Here is a 26,447-nt window from a genome sequence, read left to right as displayed (position 1 = left end):
TCATGAGAGGTTCAATTGTTGTTCTTGGAGCGTTCATTGTCTAACTGTTGTTGTAGCTCATTGATTTTCTTCTCGTGAGTTTTCCGTTCACCTTCCAAATGTTCATACAATGCTTGGAGTTTGTTGCTGTATTCATTGTTAGCGTTTGTCAGATTTTTATGATGCTCTCTTTCAGCGTGTAACAGGGCTTTCTCTCGTTCAATGTCTCGTTGTTCATTAAGTCGCTCTATAGTGGTCTTATGTTTTTCTGTGAGGGTGTTCATTTGTTGCTCATTTTCTTTTATTGTAGCTGTTAGCTCATTGTTCGTTTTGTTGAGTTCATCAATATTCGATTGGTATGAGTTTCGCTCGTTAGTTAATACCTCTTTGAGTTGATCATTCTCATCAGCATAGGTTTGATACTTGGTGACTAACCCATTGAGGGTATCGTTTTTTTCCTTGTATTCAGAAATTAGGAGCTTGTTTGTCTCTAATGTCTCTCTCATTTCGTTTAATTGTTTTTCCAATTCTCCTTGTTCTTTCAATGATTCTTCCAGTTTATGTTCGACATCTCCGCGTTCGATTTCGGCTTCTTTGAGTTTCATTTGATATTCCGATGTGATTTCACGTTGGTGATCGAGTTTCGTTTCGAGGTCACTCACTGCACTTTCCTTCAAATATACGCTACGGTTTACCATGTTTGATACGAGTTCAAAGATCCTCGTTGTATGTACTTCTAATTCGTTTAAATCAGAGGCGTAATCCGTTGAATTTTCCTTCATACTTTGAATTTCAGTTAATGCAAGAGCTTTGTTAAACCAATCCTTCGCTGTTAGTCCACTTGTTTCAATTGCATCCTTTGCTTTTTCCTTGGTTTCGTTGTCCAGTTTAAAACTAAAAGTTGAATATTTGTCATCAGACATGTTATCACTCCTTTATAGTTGTCTACCTTTAATCGTTAATATATATATATGTCTACCTGGTTTACCTATGTCTACCTTTATTTTACCATGGTCTATATAGGTTTACCAGTTTTTAATAGTGTACCGCCAACATTTTGACAAAACTCTCGCTAAGCCATTTTTCCATAGAAAAACCGATATCTCTTACTCTAAGAGTATCGGTTCAGTAGTTTATCCATCTTATGTTCTTAAAGATTTGAGTTCTGACTTTTCTTCAGCCTGGGTTTATGAATATCTTCTTCTAAATTTTTAGCTCCGTTAATGTTTAGTGGTGATATTTTTTTAAAAAAAGGAGCTTCTATAAAATTGGAAGTATAGTCACTACTAGTTTCGCATAAATTTATATTTAGTTGTTAGTGCACCATATTCGCCTTGAGAATATTATGCCGCGAACTATTGAAGCTGCACATTTTTAATTTAGCATATATAATACAAAAAGAAGGGAGCTAGACATTCTCTTTTCTTCATTTTTGTGAATTTATTTGAACTACTTTTTCAGCTATTACTTGTAACAGTTGTGGGTTATTAGTTATTGTTTCAACCATGTTTTGTGATTGGGGTTGTTTTTTAGGGTTTGAAACAATTGGTACTTCAACACCAAAATATTTATTTACAAGACTTTTTTTTTACCTCTTTTCGCTTTTCTTCCTCCAAGTCCTTGAGATAAGGGTCAAGTGAAGCTAATTCTAACTCTATTTTTCTATTACGTCTTTCTTCTTGCCTATGATTTGTGGCTTGTTTTGCTCCGTAGGTAAATAATGTTAGACCTACACCAGTTAAAATAAACCTACTAATCAAAGAAGTCCATGACATTGTTCCGTCATGCTTAATAATAAACTCATAACCAAACCATAACAGACCTATTAGTGAACCAATTGAAAGTATATTCCAAAAGAAAGCCTTCCGACCTTCATTGTTGGCAATATTTTGATAGCCATGAGCAAGACCTTTCATACTCATGATACCCAAAATTTTCTCAGCTTTTTGATTCATTCCAATAATTTGATCTAATTCTTCTTGTGCTTTTGTTTGTAAATCATCAGTTAAATTATTGAAGTCAGTTTTCTGTTGTTCAACTTGTGTTTTGAACAAATCTTTTTGTTCCTCAATTTGATTATCTAGAATCTCCTCATTTGACTGAAAAATTCCATTAAATTCATTCTTGGTAGCAGTTATAAGTTGAGAAACTTTTTCATTTCTTTCCGTTTGTCCGTTTAAAAATTGGTTTTGGAAGTCTGAAATAATTGAGTCGATACGTTTTTTTTGGTTTTCGATAGATTTGTAAGTTCGTCCAACTTTTGTTTAGTGGTGCTATATGCTGTGTTAGTATCATTAACGTCCTTTTCTAAGTGAGATAAATGTTGTCCAACTGATTGTCTAAATTTAATCACAGCACTTCTAACACCTTCAATGTCCTCTGGTGTCTGGATGACTAATAATTGAGATGAATATTGAAGTAAAGTTTCAATATGATTGAGTGCATTGGTTAAGTATTGCTCATTTCGATTATTTTTGAAGTTAGTTACTTCATTTAATATTTGGGAAATCGGATTGTTCATAGTTTGTAATGTAATAGTTGACACTAGCAAGGGGTCAACTCTATCAAGTGCATCTTTTAAAAAAGTAAATGTTTCTGTAACTCTTTCTAACATTTCTATTTGCTTACTTGTTTTGTCAGTTGAATTTATTTCATCAACAATTTGAAGGACTCTATCTATACTGGTGTATGTTGCATGACCTGTAATTCTCTCCGCTTGAGCTAACAATATAAAACCTCCCTTTTTCTAATAATCCATTTATTCCAAATTATACAACAAAATTTGCGTAATTACTTCATAAAATGACAAAATCCATACCGTTTTTGGGATATATAGAAAGCTCTAATTTCTACAATGTGGAGAATGATATTCAAAATTTTCTTTACCCCTCTTTTTGTTGTATTTTTATTTGGAACATTTTTAAACGATTTTATGTTAAGCAATCCATACATGAAAGATTTACAGGTTCAAATTAAGGATGAGGATATTAAAGAAGTATTAATGCTATTGAAAAGCAAAGGGTATGACATATCGAAATTCACCATATTTTCCTTTTTTAAAATCCTCAATGGGTTTTTTACTCGATTGATTTTATATTAGGATGAAGCTCCGTCAAATAAGAAGATAAGTAGTACTTCACCAATGATTATTACTGCCAACTTCGGGTAGGCGCACCAACATTTATTCATAGACATGCGCTTACTCTTGGTGCAGTGCACACAATTCAAGGATTTTCGAGCGTTGCTTACCCTTCACGCAAAACATAGTAATAATACATACCGGGTATGAATCACTGGTGATCAATAACCGGTTTATTTTTTGTGAAAATGTGGTATACTAAGTAATATGAAACGACATATTAAAAAGACCGTAGCGTGAACTACGGTCCCTAGATACCCATTATTTGATAGGAAATTGGCGTTATCTAGTGTATTACCAGAAAATAGCCCTTCCCCATTTGGCAGAACAGGGGGGGCTATTTTTTTGCGTTCAAAATAGGACAACGACTGCGATTAGTGCGATAATCATTGTCGAAAATTAGATCATGATCGTTAAAGCCTGGAATGTCGTCATGGCATCACCCCCCTTTTGGGGGGGATAACACCAATCACCCTATTTTATTAGTACAGATGTCGAATGAGTACCTATCCCTTATTATACCATAAATGCCTGTACCTTACTGTTATATAAGATAATCAATCGCCGTGATAATAAAGGTTTCCATAAAATTATTACTCAGTATGTGAATCCACTAATTCCTTATATTGTTTATAGCGATACAAAGAAAAAGGGTGCGTCAAATGAAAATAGCTCAGGATGTCTGTTTCGGATTCCCCTCTTTGGATATGGTCCAGGATACAGCTATTTCGTAAATGCTTGGCCGAAAGCTTTCGCAGATCCGCCCGCCACACTTCGTCTTTAATCATTTCTTGTATGCTTCGCACGGATAGTTGTTTTGGTTGTACCTTTGCGTAATCGTATTGATAATCATTGCTGCGATTATTAAACGAAACAAATAGTGGTTCTTCTGATTTCCATTTTGGTCGTTTTAATGGGGGGCAATTGTTGCTATATAATCACGGATATAGGTCATGTGTGTATTGGCTAATGTATAATTGATTCGCTCACCGTTCCAGTTAAACTCGATCGTAGACTGCGCCAGGTTGATCATGCGCATCGTAATCGACGTGATTTCTTTTGGACGAAGCCCCTGATAACGCATAAGATGTACGATCGCTAAGTTGCGAGGGATCAGTATGTCTCTTGCGATAGACTGGATCGGTCTTTGCATGGATTGCAGCAGCTGGTCCATTTCGTTGTTTGAAATAAAATCACTGGATTGCAACGGTGGTGCGCGATAGATATTCTCCTGTTCTGAAGATGAATCGACAGGCACGTGATAAAATGCCAGGAATCTGTGAACCAATGAGAGGTGACGCTTGATCGTTGTATCACGATAGGATCTTTCTTTTAAATACGCCACATAAGACATAATTGCAACAGCATCTACATCCAAAAGGTCTTGGTTTATCGTTGTGTCCAGCCATGATATAAATTGCTGAAGGTCCGATCGATATTGTTTGATCGTTCCGGGTTTCTTTCCGTTTTTTTCGAGTTCGATAAAATAGCCATGAAGATAAAAAAAGTTATCCATTTATACCAGTCCTTTCTATAAAAATTTTACGCATCCAATCTATTTATTATTTAACTATAACTCTCTTGCCATGAAAAGTAAATATATGTTAATGAATTGCTCAGCATAATTTATAAAATTTATTATCCATTCCATATTATGTAAACTTCTATGTGACACATATCAAGTTCCTAAATTTTACATTGAAATAAATGGTAATTATATCTATTGATAAAATGGATCATGTTACCATTTTATTTCACAAAAAATAAGTTGTGATAATGCTGTCTTATCGCAACTTATGGTGATATACTAAAATTAGAAAATTAGGCACATAAAATTATCCAATATTATGCAATAGTAAAAAATGGTATTTTTAATTTTGGGTGTTATTAATAAAAAATGTAGTATTTAACATTATGTTTTTATTTAGCAATATTATCCAAAAATAAGGAGTGAAAAAAATGGCAGATGTGTTACCTGTGAATTCTTTCAGAAATCGAAAACGATATGCAGAGAGAGAAAATTTTATCCAGGAGCGATCCAGAAAAATAAGTGCAGGTTATCAAAGTGATATTACACAATATCAAAATTATTGTGTAGCTACCGTTCAATCAGAAGGTCTGGAATCAATGCTCGATTATTTGTATGGATCTGTCATGGATCAACGAGTGAAAAAGAACACCTGGGAAAAACGACTGTCCGCAATAAAAAGATATCTGACCGTAAACTATGATGTGGATTTTGCATCTGAAAAAAAGGTCTTACAAGACGTGTCGTATATTCGTAGTTTATATGACGACATCGAAAATAAAAACCTAACACGCATAAAAGGAAAGCAACGAGTAGATCAAGAGGACTTGACGAACTTAATCAATACGTTACCGATACGAGAAAAAGCGATCTGTCTCGTGAATCTCATCACAGCCAGTCGGCCAAGTGAAATGATTGCGATGAAAATTCAAGATTTTGATTTGGATGATAATGCCGTTTCGATCTATATGAAGAAACAGAAAACCTGGTTTGATAAACGATTGAACCAACTCACAGTAAAAGCGGTGAAAGATTACAAAGCGACCTATCATTTAAAAATGGATGATTATTTTGTAGGGAGAGTCTATAAAAACGGAAAGTATAAAAGTGCCAAGATTTCAACCGAGGCTTATCGAAAGTTTTTACATCGTACGCTTGGACTTACGGCGTATAATCTGAGAAAAACCCAGGTGTCGTCGATGCACGAAAAAGGGGGGGCGGATCTCATTACGATCACGAAACAAACGGGGGGGCATCGTTCTACCCAAACTCTTGCGGATCACTATTTAAATGTGTCTGATAAAACAGTGGATAAATTTTTGTGAGACGAGTTTCTTCCTATTATATATGTTTTATATACGTTAGGATTAATGATCAATTATATAACGATATCTTGGGTGATGGAGTCAGTGCAGTATATGCTAAGGCGTTCTCTTATTATTTACGAGGATGCCTTTTTATTATACAAGGTTTTTACTGCAGGATTTATTTTGAATGGGTTATCCCTCAGATGTTGTAAGTAAGAAGGGCGTTTATGGAGAATCGGTCAGGTTTCTTGTATCTGAGACGCTTCAGACAACTAATTTTTAATAACAGAATATTTTTAGCTGCTATATGTAGTAATTTTTATTATTCTTTCATGATTAAGGCGTATTTATTAAAATTATTGATCATGCTTAGGAGATAGGTGTATTTATTTTTATTAAAATATTGGATGCGTAAAATTTTTATTATCTTATTAAAAGGATCGTCAATAATATCCGTTTCTATGCACGTTTCCTTGAGCAAGGCTTCTGCATTTAGGACAATTATCCAATAACGGGAAGTGATTTTCTTTCCCCATTGCTTCGTAATCTTCAATATTAATTTTAAAATCATGTAAAATGATCATAAAAATTCCCCCCCCTTATAATATGCAAAAAATTTAGCATATTATAAGGGGGGGAAGTACAGTAATCATACTGGAGGAATTTAAACAAAATAACCCCCCCATTTTGGATGGAATAAAGTGAAGCATTACATCATTACAACAGCAAAATTCTGTATTAACTCTTCTATTAGCTGGTTTTATTTATGTCATTATAAATTATCTAATTTTATCTACCAATACATCTTTAATTTGAAGTGGTTCCGATTTAACCTGAAGTGCATTTGCAGTTTTTCTATGAACCGTTATACTTGTAGGTACATATATTTCGGTTGCTTTTTCTTGGGCTCTTTTTGCTCTTAACTCTAATACATAAACCCATTTCACACCATCTTTTTGAAAAATCATATCTATTTTCCGATTTTTAAAAGTGCTGGGAATCGTTTTATTTATAAGTTTGACACGACACTCAAAATGGTAAAGAAGGTTGTACAAGTTAGGAAGAAATTCTATCCGTTGTCTGTATTCTTTGTAGGACCATTATCAGCTGCAGCTATAAAGGGAATATCCCATTCACCATTTATTAATCTTTCATATTGTTTTTCTGGCTGTTTTACGTCAAGGTTATTCCAATGCTGAAGACCCATCAGATGTGGTAACTGATTACGCTTGGTCTCAATTACGAAATACGGTATCTTTTTGCTCGTCGTAGAATATGTAAAATATCTTTCCGCTATATGCTCATCATAAAATAGTGTAAATTTATGCAAATCCATCGGTTCCTCTTTTGAAAATCCCCCCCTAAATCCAGTTGCCCATTGTATAGTGTACATAATCGTTTCCCCTAATAAAAAAGGTCCTGGCGAATTGCCAGAACCTTTGAAATTTCAGTGGTAATAGGTGGCCCATCTATGCCTTAGGGCGATGGCAGCCGCAATATTCTTTTTCACTACTCAAGTTTTGAACAAAATCTTTAGCAGTGCCGTTGCGTCGGAGCAGGTCCCTATTAACTAACCCGCTAAACATGTATTTTCTACATTAATAATACCATTCTATACGGTAAATGTAAAGTAGACCATCTGAAATTTCCCTAATAGTATGAGTTAACTTGGATAAAATTATGTAAGTAAACTTGTCTTTTACTCATAAAATCTAAGTCATTTAGCAAATGTAGAAAATTTTCCACAATAATCACCGCAAATAAGTAAATTCATTCTAAATTGGTGTCTAGCGTTCTATTCCATAACATCTGATTCTTGCCGTGTATTCATGGTTAATAGTCGGAGCTATAACCATTCTTTTCCATAAGGAGTCCGATCAGCAAAATTCAAAAAAAATATACGCTAAGGAATTATTCAGAAAATCCAAAATAGCTGAACGCCTTATAAATAAAGGGGGGGTTACTAGCACTTTCACCCTTTTGGGTTATTCAACAACACGTGTAATAATTAATGTGCAAATCATTGAAAATGTCAAGGAGCTAAAACGGCGTACTAGCGTTCCAGTTTTGTTGAAAGGAATATTGCAGCCAGAAGATGGGAAGTTGGCATTTTGATCTTGGAGTGGATGGTATCATTGTCTCAAATTATGGTGGTCGTCAGCTTGATGGTATAGTTTCAACCATCGATGCTTTGCCGCAAGTAGTACATACATGTTAATAGAAAAGTTCCGATCTTACTTGATAGTAGTATCAGACGTGCAATTAATGCTGTTAGAGCCTTGGTAATAGGTTATTCTGGTATATTAATTGGCAGACTAAACCTATATGGACTCGCGACAGATGATCAAAAAGATGTTGAAAAGATAGTGGTGCGGTTTATCCAGGAAGCTGAGGTTTCACTGACGCTTTCCGGTGTTAGCGATTTATCTCAAGTAAACCATTAAGGTAACATTCGAGATCCACGGCTCGATGAAAAATTAATTGATATATCAGATTGATTCACTCTAGCTTTCTTAATCCTGTACGGTCTAGCATTTCTTGCACCCCCCCTTCCTGACAAATGCCATAAGACCGCCAAGAACAAGTTGCACAGATACTGTTAATATCATCTGGCACCACATATTTTCGTATTCGTGCTTCAATCTCTTCCCATTTCAGTACTTGCCCACTTTGAATGCCGAGCTTTTTTAGTATGGAGTCATCCCGTTTATAAATACTATTATTTTCACAGTGATAGTCATGGGAATCAGCGGGATATTTTTCACATAATTGATCTGGTCCGCTTACTAAATAAATATCTGTCTTTGGATTAATTCTTAACGTTTGGTGTAATGCAGTCATGTTTTGAATGTATTCTTTAGAATATCCCATCCCTCTGTAGCCTAAAAGGCAAAATAGATGATGTCCCCCCTCAACTTATACATATTAAATCCCCCCCATTTTAAAACTATTTTATAATAATTGTTAACATCTATTATAAAATAGTTAACGTATGTTTTATCGAACTTTGGCGAGAAGACTCATTCCTCAAAACGCAAAGCGTTTAGGTGGGAAATGAATCGCTGTTTTTTTGAAAAAAAGTAATGTTATCCTTTGTACGAATACTCGTTCGATAGTATAATAGAAACTAGATAAAGGAAAGGGGGTGAACAACCGATGGCTGTTCAACATAAAGCATACCAGTACCGTATCTATCCAACAAAAGAACAACAAACCTTCATTGCACAGTCTTTCGGTTGTTCACGTTTCGTGTTCAATCATTTTCTCGAAAAAATCAAATGTGCAGATGAAGAAAAACGAAAAACACTACAAGTGAATGCGTTTAGAAACGAACTTAAAAGCATGAAAACCGACTATGAATGGTTGAAGTTGGTCGATAGCATTAGCTTACAAGCAAGCGTTGAAAACTTAAACGATGCTATGGTTCGTTTTTTCAAAAAACAGAACCGGTTTCCCGTGTTTAAAAGTCGTAAGCATCCGGTAAAAAGTTATACTACTAAGTCCGTGAATGGCAATATCAAAGTGACAGATACACATATTAAACTACCCAAAATCGGATGCATTCGATACGCTAACAGTCGTTACATCCCAGATAGTGCGGTGATTAAATATGCAGTTGTTCGTCAAAATGCAGCTGGTAAATATTTTGTGGCCATCAACGTTAAGGAACACGTGGACAAAACGAATAAAAGCCACCAAACCATCGGTTTGGATATGGGGGGGTTAACTGATTTTGTCATTGATTCAAATGGCAACAAAATCAACAATGAGCGTTATTTCCATTCTTCAGAGAAAAAGTTGGCCAAAGCACAACGTTCTCTTTCTCGAAAACAGAAATTTTCGAATAACTGGTATAAACAAAAGAAAAAAATCGCTATTTTGCACGAGAAAATAGTAAATAATAGAAAAGACTTTCAACATAAGCTATCCTCTAAACTCGTTCAACACTACGATGTCATAGCTATCGAGGATTTATGTGTATCAGATATGTTGAAGGATAAAACATATAGCAAATCCATCCAGGATGCTTCCTGGAGTGAATTCATTACTATGTTAGCTTATAAGTGTGATTGGTATGGCAAAGAACTTGTAAAAGTAGGGAAGCATTTTCCTTCTACTCAGATATGTTCAACTTGTGGTACGAAGCATCCGATAACCAAGGATCCTTCTATTCGCAGTTGGACTTGTCCGACTTGTCATACTTCACACGATAGAGATGTGAACGCTGCCCTTAATATCCATAAAGAAGGTCTGCGTCTATTAACCGTCGGTGCGATGGGGGGGATAGCCTGATAAACTTAAAACCGTTAGGTTTTATAACTTAGGAATCCCCCCTCCTCAATAAGCTTTAGCTTGTAGGTGGGGGGGTAGTTCAAGATAACACATTCTTTGGTTCATCACAGTGCCAAACTTTTGTATAATCCTGCTGCTTCAAGCTTGTGGTGTTTTCTGAGTAATGATAATTGGCAATAAAATTTATAATAATATTTACTGACTGTCATAGAGGATCAGCTAATTATGGAATATACCCTTTCATTGCGCAACTCAAAACAAGTTTTAATTAAATGTAGTAACAAATATGGATGGAATATATCGTCGGAAAAGATATTGTTTCAGGTGAACAAGGGATATATCGTGCGAGGGAAGATTATATCGGGGGGGTTATTTTTCTCCCAATTTTATTTTTGTAGCGCCCCCCCATAAAAAGAATACATGAAAAGCGATGGCATTGTTTTCTATAATGGACACTTCATTATCTAAGATGTATAAATAAATCTAACTTATTCAGCGAGTACTTCTGCTAAAACAGCAATAGAAAGAGAGAAACCATTTCTAGATATGCAAGTGAAACAGCTTTTGAGATATTTCTGGGAAACCTTGCAAGGGAAATAACTCAAAACGTATCACTTGCAAAACCTACGTTAGATAGAAGTCTTGTCGTACGCTCCATTTTGAATCAAATGCATTCTTTTACGCAAATGCCTTTTTAAAGGATGGAGATATCTGTTTGTTAAATTTTCCACTTCATCTTCATAGTACACGTACGTTAAATTGTGATGTTTATCTAATATATGTATGGACCTCTGTTGCATTTCATTTTCGTAAATTGTGTGGATCTTAAAACGCTCTTTCTCTCTATTACCCAGCATTGTTTCTTCACCCTCTCCTTTTCTGTATTTGTGCACTCTTTACTTTCTAAATATAATTGTTCAACTTCTGCTTTAATGAGATCTATATCTTCCTTAGTTAAATTATCAAGTAGGCCATGTTGGATATCTTTCTCCATTTAAACATCCTCTCATGTATGACATATATATTATTTCGACATAAAATGTTAAATTCCTTCCAATTATTTTATATTTGTATATTTTTTTGTAGGGGTAGCGTCAAGAAAAACGCAGATTTACAAAGCTAAGGAAATCTCAATATTAAAAATCCCATTTATAGAACAAAAACTGTTACATTTTTCTATTTTCTGGTACATACAACCAGCAAAACGCAGAAAACATATGCTAAGGAATTATTTAGAAAGTCAGAAATAGCCGAACACCTTATAAATAAAGGATTTATAATTTACTAGCATCATTACCCTTTTGGATTGTTCCATAACTCGTGTAATAATTAACATCCTATAAATAGTGAGATATTAAACTTTTGAATACTCTTAATACTTTAGCATACAGAAACTTATAAATTTAGTTGTCAAGTTTTGTTTAGCATATGTTTTGCGCGAAATGTTGGTAAGATACCTAGTAGTAAATATAAGTAAGCGTCAAATATAACACACTACTTGTTGCTCGAGTAGTGTGTTATAAGTGCTATCCAAGACCCTAAATTTGGGGTTTGAAGTGGTACTCTTCCCTGTACTGTGAATGACATATCAGATTCCCAAAAAATCTCCCTTTTATCCCATTCGACCTTCACTATCTCTGGCTTTAACCAATTACTTTCAGAGATATTTAACCATTCTAGTTGCACTTCTTCAGAATAAATCCAAGTAATTAAATCAGTTGATCCACCATTTGGAAAGTAAACAGCATATTGCTGTCCAATATTCGCTATACAATAGGCTTCATTTTCTTTTTGATTATTTAAAAGATTATTATTTGGATCACATTGATAGATATCGAACTTTTCAATCAATTTGCTCATTGACTTTAGTTGAATCCTAGCATCTTTTGACAGACCTATACCCCAATACATGTTATCTGGTCTATGGAAACGTGCCGATGCACACCCACCAATAATATCTCTCCAAAAACGCTGTATCGCCTCGTCTTTTGTTCCAGCATATTTGTTAAAAGTTAAAACTGGCCCTGAATGTTCTGAGTTACTTCCATAAATTTTCTCATTATTTATCGGCACATTTCCTTTAGAATTAATAATTTCCCTAAATGACATTAGCATATCCCAATGCCCCCCTGACCTGTAGAACCATTTGCATCTTGGTTAATTTGAGATATATCTACAAATGAATAAAGATCTTTATAGTAACATAATGCTTTTACTGAACCTTCGGCATGCAGTTGCATAGTGGTTATTTCTATTTTCTTTTGTTGACTATTAGCTAGAGATAGTAGTTGTTTAGCCCAATAATTTTCCCAATCCAATCCTGCCCAGCTTTCGTTATTAATGTTATACAATACATGATCGTAATTTAAAGTAGTTTCTAATAATTTTTTTATATATTTTTTTTGATAGTACATAACTTTTTCATTATTGTCTGTTACCGTATGAAAGAAGCTACTTTTACTATTCAAGTCTTTTGATTCATAATTCACATTGCAATTTGGATTCCAAGGATGAATATCCCATAGTTTTTGTACAGTTAAATCCCATTGATCCCACAAAGTTAATTGAACAATAATATTTCTATCTTCGGTTTCTTCAAGGAAAAATTCTAACCGATTCCAGTATTCTTCGTTCCATTGATTTAAATCATATTTGTTTAACTCAATTTGCTTAAATGCATAAACATTTCCATTATCTCTATCAGACATGGTATTACGAACATAATTCCCACCCACCGATTCAAGAAGGTTTAAGTGATTTGTAAGATCTGTATTCGTCCACTGAAACAAATTATCTTCATCACTACCTCCAATTAATAAAATGGGCTCACCTTTATATTGCCAATATGAAGGATTTTTAAAATATGGTTTTATTCTATTTTCATTCTTCATTTTTCCCTCCTGAAACTGATTTAAGTATTTTATTCAAGTCCATATTTCTTCGCTTTTTTAATAGAAATATTTATACATTGCTGCATATCCTCTGCTAACAACAAGCCTTTATCTATACACTTTTTAGCATCTTCTGTTATAATACTTCTATAATTTTCTATATCATTGTACATTGCTTTTAGTTTTTCTTTAGAGAATGGTTCTTCATAGCCATAAATGGAGCAGCTAAAAGCGAACTCTTCACTCAATGGGGTAGAAGAACCTAGATACTTGCATACTGGAAAATTTATAGGGGGGAAGTCTCCACCCACCAATAGAATTTCCATTTTCATCTTTTACATTATTTAATTCATCATCTACTTTTATTTCCTCTACACTAATTGGGTGTTTTCCGTCTCGAACCCACATGTACATACTATGTTGAGCAGCTTGAAAAGCAAACTCATGAGGAAAATTATTCGGATAAAGTTCTTTTCCATGGTATAAAGATGAAAATCCAGCTTTTTTGAGATCTAAATCATCTTTATAATACTCATCTGACGTATTCTGCGTATTATGGCTAGGTCCAGTAATATCATAAACTCTATAATATTCGCTATCTTCCATTCTAGAGTTATGGTTATTTAAACTTACATTTTCACTCTCAGTATGCATTTCAATCATTGGAGATTTAAGTTTTGGTAATGTCAGATCAAGAGTAGTAGGATCAGTAAGATCTTCTTGATTTAAATTGGGCGTACATAAACTTACAGTTCCATAGGAAAGGTATCCATTAAAAAGGTCTTGATCTTCACTATCATAAGCAAAGTCTTTAATAAAACGTATTAAATATCCTCCCGATTGTGACCATCCGCTTAAAAACTGGTAATGGTCTCCATAAGCTTTAATTGGATTTGCATCACTAGCACTCTTAAGCAACTTTGCTAAATCAACCAACATATCCCAAAATAGCCCGTCTTCTGTTTCATAAGAGGAATGGCCTGCAATATTACCGAGTTTTTCGTCAGGTATCTTTCGATTAGGGGGGGTTTGATTAGGGTTTTTCCATGATAATGGTGAATAACGCTCCTGATCAAACCGAAGTAGCGCCTTCAACACATTAGGTTTACTTGTAATTCCTACATAAATGTCTCCATTACGCATCATAAAATCCTTAGTCAGTACCCAGTTTCTATCAATGTCAAAACCTGCTGTTGAATTTAGTATCTCCACAACAACATTTCCACTAAAAGATTTTATATTAGTCGGTCTTCGTATGATTATTCGATTAACATAGGGCGCGTCAGTAAAGACCTCTTTTTTCTTTTTATTTTGCATACTATAGACATTAGCCGTTCCAGAGATAAAATATTCATCTTCTCTGTATCCATTCTCTTCTAATTTGCATTTTTCCATTGATGTGCCAAAGGGATGTGATTTCTTTTCTGTAGGAACTAATTCAACTGTTTTTATATTTGTTCCTGCTACTATATTAGACATTTTTAAATTTCTGCTTCTAAAAAATAAACAAATATTAATTTTAAAATATTCGACTTTTCCACTTGCTCGTTAACTTGATGAATAGGAATTAATCGATCCCCAAACAAGCTAGACTCGAGGAATACATAAAATAAAACATTCATTCAACATATTTTAGTAGCAGTCTTCACCTTCCTTTACTGAATGAGATTTGTGTAACTTTGATATTATAGTGTTAACAGAGTGCATGATTACACATTTTTGATAATTAAAAAAATATTATGGATTAAATAAAATCCATTCATTTACAATCGATGATTTTAGAAAGTTGGAATACTATATCTATTACCAACTTTCTAAAAGAGCATATATTACTTGATACCGTTTATTTTGGCCCATTCGTCTAACTGTTTTTGTTTTTCAGCAATGATTTTATCCATCCCAGCATCATTTAAGCTTTCTATGAACTCAGAATAATACTTATCAAAATCTAATGCTCCCGATTCCAAACCTATTCGATATTGCTCTTTCACGTTACTTACTGCTGCAATCTCTGTACTTACAGGAGCGCTATTAAAGTTAAATCCTAGTGCTTTTGACTTAATAGAATCATTATTGAATTTTTCTATCTGATTCCAAAGTTCAGGGTCCTCGTTTTCAAATACATATGATAAGAATTGATTACCAGTTAACCAACTTGTATTAAGGCTATAACCTACATTTTCTGATGTTACACCATCTGGATATTTTATCACTTCATCTGAAACCTTTTCGAAATGTTCTCCCTCAATTCCCCCCCAGGTTAACAGATTATATACTTCTTTGTCTGAATACATTAAATTTAACAGTTCTACTGCTTTTTCTGGTATTTTTGAATTACGTGGTACACTCCACATAATTGATGCAACATTAGAAGTAGTTGCTACAGGATCGAAAATTTCAATTGCCACCATTTCAGTATCCATGTCTCGTGAATTTTGTTCTTCAATACCAGGTTTAAGTGCCTGTGAATAAGTAACGATTTTTCCTTCTTTTAGCAATTCATTTTTTGTTGTTTGTGTAGTGGCCACATCTGGTAAAATTAAGTCTTCTTCATACCAACTTCTAAATGTTTTTAACATTTCAACATACTCAGGCATCTCGTAATAATTCACTACCTCTAAATCATTGTCATAATTCGGTAACACCCCCCCATTGAAGTCAGATAAGGGATCTACAAATCTTAAAAAATAGGCAATTGATTCCCCTGGACTATTTGAGGTTAATGGATATAAATCTGGCTCCTCTGCTTTAATCATCCTAAGAATTTCTCCCATATCCTCCAGAGTATTAATTTGATCTACATCAATGTCATATTTTTCAACATATTCTTTTGGCATCATAAATCCATAACTAGCCGCAAAATCTCGTACGGTTGGGACAGCATATTGTTTGGCATCAATTTGCGTAGCTTTTAAAAAATCTTCACCTACTGCATCTATAATACCCTGCCCATGTTCTTCTAGCATGTCACCAATTTCGTGTAATTGCCCTCTACTTACTTGTGGACTAAATTGCTCTGATAGAACAACCGCGAGATCCAGTTTTTCATCACTCGTTAACATCAAATTCATTTGTTGTTGATAGGCAGAAATAGATAAAGTAATAATTTCAACTGTTGCATTAATCTTTTCTTCTGCTAGTTTACTTAATTCAGCTTCCACTTTATCCAAATCTTGTGGTTCACCATAAAAGTTTGGAAAAGCTACTATCAAATGCTCTGTTTCTTCATTTGTTTCCGTATTTTCTCCTGCTTCTTCTTCAGTATTTGTTTGATTCCCACTCTCTGCATTACTGTTGCAAGCGGTTACAATTATCATAAGAACAACTAACAAAAACATGGTTAAAAAAAATTTCATTCTCATTTCATGACCTCCCTTTTTTTATTATTACAATTAATATAATAGCAATTAAAAAAGCTTAGTACTATCGCTCTCAAGACATTTTCATAGCGTTTTCATGACATATTAATTTGCTTTTTTATTTTTACACAATTAAAACAGAAAAAATAAAGACGCCATTAGAGAAGATCAAAAAAAAGAACAGATAGGCGTAAAAGTAACTAATCTTCCATTACTCTTAATTGAACCTATTCCATTCATTTAAAAATCAACTTAAATTAACTATTTAATTCAGCGAAAGAGCAACCCAAAAAGTTAGATTATTTAAACTGCTAACTTTTGTTCATTTTTTATAAATACTTGATGACTAAACCACATTATGACAAAAGCAAAAACACTACCTGAGAAAAATATGATTAATCCTGGTATCATATTTAATATAAATACAAGACAAAAAACACTTGCAATTATAGTTATGGTATAGAGTGGATTAGCTATTGTTATTAACAGTGAATTTTTGAATATTTTAATAACCGAACTATTATAATGAACAACAATCGGCGCCATATAAAGGATAGATATAATGAATAAGAACATTAAGATATAAAAGAACAATAATAAAGGTTTAAAATAATATAAATCAACAGCTCTTAAGATTTGTAATTCAATGTATAAAAGCGCCCAAATAAAAAGAAGGATAAAACCCGTTTTTTGACTTTTAAAGTATTCTTTTTTAAATACATGAACAAATTGTTTAAAAACTGGAATCTCATATTCCTTTAAGACCCATTTCCTGCATACCCCAAACATAGCTATTGTTGCAGGGAAAAAACTAAATACAAATAAACCAATTACCGAAAAAAAATCCATAATAGATTTAACAGTGCTAAATTCATTACCCAAACTGAAAATGTGTAAAATACATTAGCTAATTTATCCATAAAACATCTCCCTTTATGATTTCTCTTAATATCTTTGCAATAATAGAAAGCTGATGCTGATATTGAATCAGCATCAGTATTCAACAATTAACTTTCTTATTCTTTTTCTACACCATTAATCTCTGCCCACTCATCCAGTTGTCTTTGCTTTTCTTCAATAATTTTTTCAATACCTGCTTCTTTTAACCTTTCAATAAATTCTGGATACACTGATTCAAGATCTAACGAGCCAGTTTCTAGTCCTAAAAGATATTGCTCTTTAACATTTGACACTGCAGCAACCTCTGTACGTACAGGATCTGAATTAAAGTTAAAACCTAAAGCTTTAGACTTAGTTGCTTCTTCATTAAATTCTTTGGTTTCTTCCCAAATATCTGGATCCTCGCCTTCAAATACATAAGAAAGGAATTGATTACCGAATAACCAACTACTATTAAAACTATATCCAATGTTTTCAGAGGTTACCCCTTCCGGATATGTAATAACTTTATCCGATACTTTTACATAATGTTCGCCTTCGATTCCCCAACTAATTAAATTGAACATTTCTTTATCCATATAGAGAAGATTTAAAAATTCCATTGCTTTTTCAGGGATTTTTGAATTTCTTGGAATTCCCCACATAATACTTGCCACATTTGATGTAGTCGCTACAGGTGGAATAATTTCTGCCGCTACCATATCTTGATTCATATCTCTAGAATTTTGTGTCTCAATACCCGGTTTCATTCCTTGTGAAAAAGCAAATATTTTTCCAGCTTTTAATAACTCATCTTTTGTAGTTTGGCTCGTTGCAATATCTTGGACAATTAATCCCTCTTGATACCACTCTCTTAAAATTTCTAATCTTTCAACGTATTCAGGCATTTCATATAAGTTGACTACCTGCAAATCATTATCATAATTAGGTAATACCCCCCCATTAAAATCAGATAATGGATCTACAAATCTTAACGTTTCCATAATGGATTCACCTACAGTAGTTGATGTTAACGGTTCCATATTTGGCTCGTTTTCTTTTACCATTCTCAAAACTTCACCCATGTCTTCCATAGTTTTGATCTGATCAACATCTATGTCATATTTATCTACATATTCTTTTGACATCATAAATCCATAACTAGCTGCCATATCGCGAACAGTTGGTATCGCATATTGTTTACCATTAATTTTAGTGGCTGCTAAAAATTCTTCTCCAACCGCATCAATAATTCCTTGACCATTTTCGCTTAAATTATTATCTAGTTCATGTAATTGACCTCTACTAACTTGTGGACTTAACTGATCTGCTAGAATTACCATCAGATCTAACTTTTCATCACTTGTAAGCATTAAGTTCATTTGTTGCTGATATGCAGAAATGGATAAAGCTAAAATATCAACTGTAGTATTGATTTTTTCTTCTGCAAGTTTACTAATTTCTGTTTCCACTTTCTCTAAATCTTCCGGCTCTCCATAGAAATATGGAAAAGCAATAGTTAATGTCTCTGTTTCTTCATTTACCTCACCATCTTCATCACTAACCTGCTCATTACTCTCTGTATCAGAGCTACACGCTGTTAAAAGAACTATAAACACAGCTAGAAAAAAAACTCTCAAAAAAAATCTCTCTTTCTTCTTCATTTCTTAACCTCCCTGAATGACTTTTCCTTTACAACATAAATCATATCAGTATAAAATTCTTTTTACTAACACTCTCATGACAATATTGTTAACGATTTCATGATTTGTGTTCCCTTTAGATAAATATAGCTATTAAAACTTCTTTCCATCGTTTTACCTCATATATTTACTTGATCGCTTATCTTTGATACAACCAGACCAATTTAATCCAAATCCAAAATTGTATACGTGTTCATCTGTATCCATATAAGGTGCCATATCATGTGGAACATCTTCATACTGTTCTTCAACCGTTTTCATATTAATAGGCATTTGCATAGGTAGGAGTCCTGTTGGCTCTGCTTTACCTGATACAATGTCTAATAAAGCTTGATCCTGAACTCCAAAATGTACAAGTAGACCTTCGACATAAGGTTCAAATTCAGATACAATAGCTGGGTTTGATAAATGAAGAGAACCATCACTGGTTTATCTTTCATCTTTTCTTTAGTTTCTAATACTAAATCAAGATCCGACTCATTGTTTGTGAATACCTTTTTACCTTTATAGGAACGATCTAAAACCTCTCGTGTATCACCGGCTATACTTCTTGGTCGTACAATTGTGGCTTCGTACGGGCGATATTGTAAGCTAATCGGAATGTAACCTGAGCCACCTTCTTCACGATCCCTTTTATGATAACCACCACCTGAATCAGGTCCCTTTATACAAACCAATGCAAAATCAGCTTGTTCTGGATCATCGGTTACATGATAAAATTGCTTTACTATATCTAGATGAATCGGATATTCCATTTTATCAGGAATTTTGTTACCAAACCAATCTTCTTGTTCTGGATAATAACGCTTAGGAACATATACCGTTAACTTGTCTTTTAGTGGTAACAGATTCTCTTTGTTTTTCAACATCACTATCGATTGTAATTGTGCTTTATACCTTCTGCCATAAATTCTGGATTTCCAACAATCTTACTACTTCTCCTTCATCTAGATAAGGATTTTCAAAAAGGCCGGTTCGGAAAATATTTTTTAATAGTTTAATAGCAGAGCACTCCATACGTTGGCGCATGAATGCTTCACCATGTTCAGCTACTCCCATTTGATAAGCTTCCAAAATCGGTTCTATTTCATTATTACCACCAAACTGATCGACGCCAGCCATCAATAGCTTATAATGTCGTTCAGCAACGGTTAAGTCTTCTACACCCCATGGCTTTCCTGCAAATTGATCAACAGTTTCCGGCTCATCTGCTGTGATTAACCAATCCGTGCAAACAACACCATCATATTGATAGGTCCCCCCCTGTAATAAATTTTGAATCAAATATTTATTGTAAGAATTGCCGACATTCTCACCGTTCACTTGGTCTTGATCATAGGAAATCGTATAGTAGGGCATTACTGCTGCGGCTTTTTCCGTTTTCTCCTCTAATTTAAAGGCACCTTCCGTAAAAGGCTTAAGATGTTCCTTGAAATTATTTCCGGGATAGACAGCATATTTCCCAAATCCCCCAATGAGCATCGCGTCCACCTTCACCTGATCCACCACCAGCCAATGCTTCACCATCGCATTGACACTATCATATCCCCCCCAACCGTCTTCAATTTCTGCATCTGCCGTTGAGGTTTGAAAACCATCAATATACGCTCTACACAGATCTGTAGATAAATGTGGATCTTCACCAAACGTCCCTTCAAAGCGATACCAACGTGGATCTGTTGCTATATCAATTTGTGGAGAAAGAGCAGTTGTTAAACCTAATGCTCGGTATTCTTTTGCCGCTATCTCACCAAATCGTTTCACAACTTCAGGGCTAAATGTTGCCGCTAATCCTAAACTTTCCGGCCACATCGAAATATGACCACCTGCACCTTCATTAAATTCTTTACTCGCATCACTAGCATGGCGCGGATCGGAACTGTTATTAGCTGGGATACCGAATCCGACACCTTCTACTAAAGCTTGTACATTATTATTCCATTTTGCTGCAACGTTTGGACTTTCTACTGTTGTAATCAAAACATGACGCAAGTGATCCGTTGCCAAAAATTCTTTCTGTTGATCAGATAGTTCCCAAGGCTGAGCATTACTGTCTTCAAATGTGCTGCCACTATATGTACTGACAAATGGACCTCGTGTTGCAGGAATCGATTGATGTCTACTGTATAGCATGAGACCTGCAATTTCTTCGATGAATAATTTGGATGCTAAGTCTTTTGCACGTTCTACTGCAGATAAGCGCCAATCTTTGTAAGGTTCTAATCGGCCGCTTTTGTTGAGGTCTTTGAAACGATAACCATCTTTTTTCAGAAACTTGATACCTGAATCTGTTGAATATCCTAAGGTAGGTCCTTTGCTATTCTTTATATATTTAATCATTCTCTACACTCCTCTAAAATTCTTAACTCCAAATTACTTAATTATATACTTTCGAAAATAATAGATAGGTAGGTTAAAAATTGTAACTCAAACTCAACATATTCGGTTAACACAACATTTTTTTACGGAATTCTGAAGGATTATAAGATGTTTTATCTTTAAAAACTTTAGAAAAATGAGAAAAATTGGAATATCCAACTGAAAAGGCAATGTTACTGATCGAAATGTCAGTTTTTAGAAGTAGTTCCCTCGCTAATTTTATTCTCTGATCCATTATATAATTTGAAAGCGGTATACCCAATTCCTTCTTAAAAAGCCTTGACAAATAATCTTCATTTAGAAAAACTTGTTCAGCAATTTCTGATCTAGAAAGATCTGGCTTGTCAATATTTTGATCTATATAACATAAAACTGTTTCAACAATAGTATTTGTTTCCTTTACTCTAGAAGTTTGATAAGCAGCTTTATTTATAACATGACGAATCCATATAATCATGTCTTTAATAGAATGTACCGCTTTGTTTGATAGCTCTATTGACTCTTTAGCACCAAATAATTGATAAGCTTGTATTCCTTTATAATTTAATACTAAATAAATCATCTGTAACAAATTCTGTTGAAAATTCCTTAAAAAATATACATTTACGTCTTTTGCTTCTTTTAAATATGTTTCAATTTCTAATGAAACTTGAGTGAATGCACTGTTTTTTAACATATTAACCCAAGTCTTCATGTCTGGTAGTTGAATATCTCTATTTGTTTTCATAGCATCTTTCAGAAATAATAAAGTATTATCGTAAGTGACATTATTAATTTCTAATACTTTTAAATTTTCCACTTGATCATACATATCGACAAATGCAATCTGCTCTCCAAAATAGCAAGTAAGATCACAGCGAAACCACATATTACACAGATTGATAAATTTTTTCCCTTTTTCTTCTAAAATAGGTCGATAATACGATTCTCTAGCATCCATGGTTACAATAATTAATGATAATTCATCTTTTAACTGAATATAATTGCCTTTATTGTCACCATCAAAAAATACTTCCTCAGCTAGTTTTCTCACTCCATATTCTATCGTTTTTTGATCACTGCTTGAATTATATGTATCCATATGCCATCTTTGTATTCGAATTAAAATAGGTAGGAATATTAGTTTATTAGAAAATGGAATATTTCTTTTAAGTGCAACTTTTTCTATTATATTCATTTGATTAGGAATCGATTTATTAATAATGTCTAACCAAAAACGTTCGATAATTAATGGGTGATGAAGATTCCATAGCTTTTTATAATAATTTAAGTTTTTCAGTTGATCAGATTGGTTAATTTGATCTATTGCCTTTTTAATGACCTTCTCTAAATCTTCTTCTGAAGCCGGCTTTAAAAGATAATCAACGCTACCTAGTTGGATGGCCTGCTTTGCATAGGAAAATTGAGCATGACTTGTTAAAAATATCAAAGGAATATTATGATTTTCGTTTGTCATCCATTCTAATAATTCTATCCCTGTACCTTGTGGCATCTCTATATCACACAAAATAAAATCAATTTTTTGATTTTTAATTATTTTTTTCGCTTGTCTAATGTTTATAGCAGAAACAATTTCAGAAATATTAAATTGTTCTTGATTAATATCGCTTTGTAAACCTTTTATGAAGAAATAATCGTCATCAACAATTAATAAACGGTACATATTATTACCCCCCTTGCTTTATTCTTCAATTAAGATAAAGGAATAAATACTTCCACAATCGCTCCTGATGGTTGATTATTACGAAATTCCAAATAAGCATGTCCATCATATAAAAGTGTTAACCTTCTATCTATATTCCATATTCCTGTATGTTCTCCTTGTTCATTAACGATTGTTTGATGGCTATTCAGTTTGGTTAAGAGTTCCTCAGAAAACCCGACTCCGGTATCAACTATATTGATATTCAAAAATGGGGGGGCGTCTTTCTTTTCAATTATTTTTACTTCTACGTTAATTTGTATTTCTTCATCTAATGAGACAGCGTGCTTCACTGCATTTTCAACAAACGTTAATATAAGCAAAGGAGGAATTCGGGTATCCTCTAAATAAGTTGGAACGATAATAGTATAGCTAAATTGGTTAAGATATCGTAATTCTTGTATTTTCAAATAGTTCGTTGTATGTCCGACTTCATCTTTTAAGCTAACAAATGTAGACTTATTACGAAAAACAAATTGAAAATACTTAATTAATGATAATGTCAATTCTTTTATTAATTCATAATCTTTTAGCTTTGCTAAACTATACAATATATTTAAAGAATTTAAAAAAAAAGTGAGGATTTATTTGTAATTTCAAATGTTGTAACTCTTCATGTTGCTTATTTATTTTTTCCTCATAGACATCAATTTTTAACTGTTCTATTTGTGAAAGCATACGATTAAAGGTCTTATTCATTAAAATATATTCATCAGCCGATTTATACTCTGAGATTCGGTAGTTCAAATTATTGTTTTGAATATGCTTCATGGCTTTCACTAAACGGTAAATCGGAATAAGTATAATTTTTCTTATAATATAAAGACAAACTGGAATGACAAAAAGAGATAAGACAATTAACATCCAACTCATTCTCTGTAATAATGGAATATTCTCTAATATTGTTTCGTTAGGAATAGCAGATACCAAGCTCGTGTCAGAATTAACTGATTTTTCTCGAATAATAACAGCATCTTCACTATTTTCAAATGATAAGTTTTCGATGGTACTTATTTTTTCTTTTATTTGGTTATCTGCTAATCCCCCCCATTGATTTGCCATAATATTTCCATCACTTGAAATAAACCAACTTCCACTTTTTGGTCCTAAATCACTGATTTCTATTCTTGAATTTAACCTATTCAAATCAATCCAAGCACCAAAATAAACATCTCCTCTTTTAATAAAATAAGCAATATAATACTTTTCACCTATTTTATGTGATTGCCATTTATAGGTACCGCTTTCATTCGACCAATTATTTTCAAGATAATCAATAAAATAACTATTTATATCTAATTGTTTTGTATATGCTGGTCGATAATTATAAACACTAATTAAATCTTGTTTTGAGATCTTATAAACCCAAAAGGCATCAATTACACTGTATAGAGGTAATTGTTGTTTTAAATCATTTACGAAAAGAATTTTTGCCATTGAATAATCGGCATCCGATCTTGATTGTTCAATAGAAAGAAAATTATCATCTAATGCAATCATATTGTGGATATACATATTCGTATTCTCAAGATCTCTGTCTAATTGATTCATGTAACTTTCCATTATGTTTTGATAAGAACTAGCAACTTGGCTACGAACAACTTGACTAGCATACGTATTACTATAAATCAACAATAAAATTAATGGAATTGTCATGATAAGTATTGTGGTAATTAATTTAAAACTAATCGAATTATATGGAATTTTTTTTATTATTTTCACTTTAACCACCACGCATTTCTTTAGATGACCTTTTAATTTCCATCATTATATGTTTATTTTCTGGTTATAGCAATGCATAAATGCAAATTATCTAAGGAGAGTAATACTTTTTTTATAATAATTTTTGTAAAGACTTTAACACTCTTAAACAATAAACACATTAATAAGAAAGCGTTATCATTTATCTGTGTTGTATATGTTTATTTATTTTGTAAAGCTAACCATTGAAGAAGTGATACATTTTTTCCATTTATATTTACTGGCGAATCATCGTAATCGAAAGTACATTTATCCTTTAGCATATAAATCCAACTTGCATGTCCAAAAAATTCAAATGGCTTATCTCCTTCATCTGTAAAGGTACCTGTGTTATCTACTATTTTATCAAAAAAAGTAAAATGAACATCTGATGCCCCAGCTTTTAGTAGTCGCTTATAGGTTGGGATAACAGTCGTATTAGGATCTACAATCGTATCATTTTTGGTGTGTGTAAACCAAATAGGAGTGTTTTTAATATCCGTAATTTGCTCATCAGTTATCAGATCATCTTGTAGCGCTTCACATACAGGAAATGCTGCAGTAAAAAATCCAGGATAATCAATGATCATTCTCATCGTCATAAAACCACCATTAGAACAGCCACCGATGTACATACGATTTTCATCAATATTTGAATGTACATCGATAAATTCATCAATCAGTAATTTCAAAGCCTTCACATACTTGGATTTACCACTCATTGTATATTTTCCAGTGCCATCATCCATCCACATTGTTGGTACTTGTGGCGCAAGTACATAAGCTCCATTAAAAAGTTGTTGTATTTTATCACTCGATAGGTTTACAACATTGTTTCCAGTATAAGCAATAGTAGTGTCATAACCACCTTCTCCCGCACCATGTAACCAAATAATTAAAGGATGTTCACCTTTGTTTTGTATCGGTTTGTAATAACCATAACGAAGCGATGTCTCCATATTAGTAGGTTCACTATTAGTCCAACCTTTTATTTGATCCATATTATTGCTAATAAGTTGATCATAAACAAGTCCAAGAATTTTATCTTTTGTTTTTATTTCTTTTATTTGTGTGATATAGAAATTACAGTAAACATATTCATTATGTGATTTTAATAAAGCTATCTCAGAATTTATACGATAAATCGGTTCACATTCAAGTTCTAGCGTAGCATATTTACCCTCCACTTTGATGTTTCCTTTCTCATCTGACGCATATGTTTTAATCACTTTACAATATCCTTTTGACAAGTACTTTTCTTCTGATGTAAAGTCCTTTCTAAGTTCAAGTACATCACCGTTAATTTTATTACGACGCTCAACATACACATTAAAAGTATCCTCAGCTAAAATTTCTGACTCAACAGATTCAGGCAATGGAAGAATTAATTTTGTTACATAAGGTCCCCCCCAATCTGTAACTTCTGTAACCGTCTTGTATGAACGATTCACGTTAAAAATCCTCCTTAATAAACATTTTTTTACTCAAACGCTCATGATAGAATTAAAGTATTCTATATTTTAGAATACTAGGCTTAATATAGACTTT

The 26,447-nt window shown here is 33.3% G+C and carries 25 protein-coding genes and 1 pseudogene; 4 read left to right on the top strand and 22 right to left on the bottom strand.

Features of this window, described 5'->3' with window-relative positions:
- Positions 1–11 precede the first annotated feature (11 nt).
- The 4 genes from JCM21714_RS08085 to JCM21714_RS08065 all read right to left on the bottom strand — a co-directional run bounded on the left by JCM21714_RS08085 (position 12) and on the right by JCM21714_RS08065 (position 4,634).
- The gene (locus JCM21714_RS08085; RefSeq protein WP_035723258.1) at positions 12–902 is read right to left on the bottom strand and encodes a hypothetical protein; all 891 of its coding nucleotides are present in this window, start codon (positions 900–902) and stop codon (positions 12–14) included.
- A gap of 645 nt (positions 903–1,547) precedes the next feature.
- Positions 1,548–2,033, bottom strand: a complete 486-nt coding sequence (locus JCM21714_RS08080) for a hypothetical protein (protein ID WP_035723256.1) — start codon at positions 2,031–2,033, stop codon at positions 1,548–1,550.
- Positions 2,034–2,155: 122 nt separating this feature from the next.
- Complete coding sequence (locus JCM21714_RS08075; protein ID WP_035723254.1) at positions 2,156–2,707, bottom strand: hypothetical protein; 552 nt, start codon at positions 2,705–2,707, stop codon at positions 2,156–2,158.
- Between the two features lie 1,321 nt (positions 2,708–4,028).
- On the bottom strand, positions 4,029–4,634 hold the full coding sequence (locus tag JCM21714_RS08065) for a tyrosine-type recombinase/integrase (RefSeq protein ID WP_035723249.1): 606 nt from the start codon (positions 4,632–4,634) through the stop codon (positions 4,029–4,031).
- 443 nt (positions 4,635–5,077) lie between these two features.
- On the opposite strand from JCM21714_RS08065, the gene JCM21714_RS08060 reads away from it, so the two are divergent.
- Entirely contained in the window at positions 5,078–5,971 is an 894-nt protein-coding gene (locus JCM21714_RS08060; protein WP_035723248.1) for a tyrosine-type recombinase/integrase, read from the top strand.
- Between the two features lie 425 nt (positions 5,972–6,396).
- Here JCM21714_RS08060 and JCM21714_RS20120 read toward each other — a convergent pair whose 3' ends face one another.
- The 3 genes from JCM21714_RS20120 to JCM21714_RS08045 form a co-directional block, all read right to left on the bottom strand.
- Positions 6,397–6,537 (bottom strand): hypothetical protein, encoded by a 141-nt coding sequence (locus JCM21714_RS20120; RefSeq protein WP_158413488.1) that lies wholly within the window; start codon positions 6,535–6,537, stop codon positions 6,397–6,399.
- Positions 6,538–6,732: 195 nt separating this feature from the next.
- Entirely contained in the window at positions 6,733–6,900 is a 168-nt protein-coding gene (locus JCM21714_RS20115; RefSeq protein WP_235182695.1) for a hypothetical protein, read from the bottom strand.
- 122 nt (positions 6,901–7,022) lie between these two features.
- Positions 7,023–7,346: a hypothetical protein gene (locus tag JCM21714_RS08045; protein ID WP_035723242.1), complete on the bottom strand. Its 324-nt coding sequence runs from the start codon at positions 7,344–7,346 to the stop codon at positions 7,023–7,025.
- Between the two features lie 702 nt (positions 7,347–8,048).
- Between JCM21714_RS08045 and JCM21714_RS22935 the strand changes: the two genes are divergently transcribed.
- Positions 8,049–8,171: an alpha-hydroxy-acid oxidizing protein gene (locus tag JCM21714_RS22935; protein WP_084040633.1), complete on the top strand. Its 123-nt coding sequence runs from the start codon at positions 8,049–8,051 to the stop codon at positions 8,169–8,171.
- Positions 8,161–8,397, top strand: coding sequence for an alpha-hydroxy-acid oxidizing protein (locus tag JCM21714_RS22930; RefSeq protein WP_084040631.1), 237 nt, complete (start codon positions 8,161–8,163; stop codon positions 8,395–8,397). Before JCM21714_RS22935 ends, JCM21714_RS22930 begins: the two co-directional genes overlap by 11 nt.
- Before the next feature lie 55 nt (positions 8,398–8,452).
- Here the strand turns inward: JCM21714_RS22930 and JCM21714_RS08035 are convergent.
- Positions 8,453–8,877 (bottom strand): annotated as a pseudogene (locus tag JCM21714_RS08035) (DUF1284 domain-containing protein).
- A 232-nt stretch (positions 8,878–9,109) separates the two neighbouring features.
- Between JCM21714_RS08035 and tnpB the strand changes: the two are divergent.
- Positions 9,110–10,246, top strand: a complete 1,137-nt coding sequence (gene tnpB / locus JCM21714_RS08030) for an IS200/IS605 family element RNA-guided endonuclease TnpB (RefSeq protein ID WP_035723236.1) — start codon at positions 9,110–9,112, stop codon at positions 10,244–10,246.
- Positions 10,247–11,740: 1,494 nt separating this feature from the next.
- On the opposite strand, the gene JCM21714_RS08020 is transcribed toward tnpB, so the two are convergent.
- The 14 genes from JCM21714_RS08020 to JCM21714_RS07975 all read right to left on the bottom strand — a co-directional run bounded on the left by JCM21714_RS08020 (position 11,741) and on the right by JCM21714_RS07975 (position 26,350).
- Positions 11,741–12,361, bottom strand: a complete 621-nt coding sequence (locus JCM21714_RS08020; RefSeq protein ID WP_035723230.1) for a hypothetical protein — start codon at positions 12,359–12,361, stop codon at positions 11,741–11,743.
- Entirely contained in the window at positions 12,355–13,137 is a 783-nt protein-coding gene (locus JCM21714_RS08015; protein WP_035723227.1) for a hypothetical protein, read from the bottom strand. The genes JCM21714_RS08020 and JCM21714_RS08015 overlap by 7 nt, the downstream gene beginning before the upstream one ends.
- 29 nt (positions 13,138–13,166) lie before the next feature.
- Entirely contained in the window at positions 13,167–13,385 is a 219-nt protein-coding gene (locus tag JCM21714_RS22925; RefSeq protein WP_052000472.1) for an alpha/beta hydrolase domain-containing protein, read from the bottom strand.
- Positions 13,378–14,616 carry an alpha/beta hydrolase domain-containing protein gene (locus JCM21714_RS08010; RefSeq protein ID WP_052000471.1) on the bottom strand — a complete coding sequence of 413 codons (1,239 nt, stop codon included), beginning with the start codon at positions 14,614–14,616 and terminating at the stop codon, positions 13,378–13,380. Before JCM21714_RS08010 ends, JCM21714_RS22925 begins: the two co-directional genes overlap by 8 nt.
- A 350-nt stretch (positions 14,617–14,966) precedes the next feature.
- Positions 14,967–16,499 (bottom strand): ABC transporter substrate-binding protein, encoded by a 1,533-nt coding sequence (locus tag JCM21714_RS08005; RefSeq protein WP_035723224.1) that lies wholly within the window; start codon positions 16,497–16,499, stop codon positions 14,967–14,969.
- 300 nt (positions 16,500–16,799) lie between these two features.
- Positions 16,800–17,345, bottom strand: coding sequence for a YesL family protein (locus tag JCM21714_RS08000; RefSeq protein WP_235182694.1), 546 nt, complete (start codon positions 17,343–17,345; stop codon positions 16,800–16,802).
- Positions 17,346–17,512: 167 nt separating this feature from the next.
- A complete protein-coding gene (locus JCM21714_RS07995; RefSeq protein ID WP_035723218.1) occupies positions 17,513–19,039 on the bottom strand; it encodes an ABC transporter substrate-binding protein in 1,527 nt (508 codons plus the stop codon).
- Positions 19,040–19,192: 153 nt separating this feature from the next.
- On the bottom strand, positions 19,193–19,471 hold the full coding sequence (locus tag JCM21714_RS21160) for a glycoside hydrolase family 3 protein (RefSeq protein ID WP_235182700.1): 279 nt from the start codon (positions 19,469–19,471) through the stop codon (positions 19,193–19,195).
- Positions 19,399–19,947, bottom strand: a complete 549-nt coding sequence (locus tag JCM21714_RS21155; RefSeq protein ID WP_235182693.1) for a hypothetical protein — start codon at positions 19,945–19,947, stop codon at positions 19,399–19,401. Before JCM21714_RS21155 ends, JCM21714_RS21160 begins: the two co-directional genes overlap by 73 nt.
- A gap of 22 nt (positions 19,948–19,969) precedes the next feature.
- A complete protein-coding gene (locus JCM21714_RS07990) occupies positions 19,970–21,418 on the bottom strand; it encodes a glycoside hydrolase family 3 N-terminal domain-containing protein (protein ID WP_235182692.1) in 1,449 nt (482 codons plus the stop codon).
- 106 nt (positions 21,419–21,524) lie between these two features.
- Positions 21,525–23,120, bottom strand: a complete 1,596-nt coding sequence (locus JCM21714_RS07985; protein WP_035723214.1) for a response regulator transcription factor — start codon at positions 23,118–23,120, stop codon at positions 21,525–21,527.
- A 29-nt stretch (positions 23,121–23,149) separates the two neighbouring features.
- Positions 23,150–23,710, bottom strand: a complete 561-nt coding sequence (locus tag JCM21714_RS18280; RefSeq protein WP_052000470.1) for a sensor histidine kinase — start codon at positions 23,708–23,710, stop codon at positions 23,150–23,152.
- Complete coding sequence (locus JCM21714_RS07980) at positions 23,703–24,881, bottom strand: sensor histidine kinase (RefSeq protein ID WP_052000469.1); 1,179 nt, start codon at positions 24,879–24,881, stop codon at positions 23,703–23,705. The genes JCM21714_RS18280 and JCM21714_RS07980 overlap by 8 nt, the downstream gene beginning before the upstream one ends.
- 200 nt (positions 24,882–25,081) lie before the next feature.
- On the bottom strand, positions 25,082–26,350 hold the full coding sequence (locus tag JCM21714_RS07975) for a prolyl oligopeptidase family serine peptidase (protein WP_052000468.1): 1,269 nt from the start codon (positions 26,348–26,350) through the stop codon (positions 25,082–25,084).
- Between the last annotated feature and the right edge of the window lie 97 nt (positions 26,351–26,447).

This window comes from Gracilibacillus boraciitolerans JCM 21714, from assembly GCF_000521485.1.
GTDB classification, from domain to species: domain Bacteria; phylum Bacillota; class Bacilli; order Bacillales; family Amphibacillaceae; genus Gracilibacillus; species Gracilibacillus boraciitolerans.
Note: the sequence above shows the minus strand (reverse complement) of the source record. Positions and strands in the feature narration are given on the sequence as shown.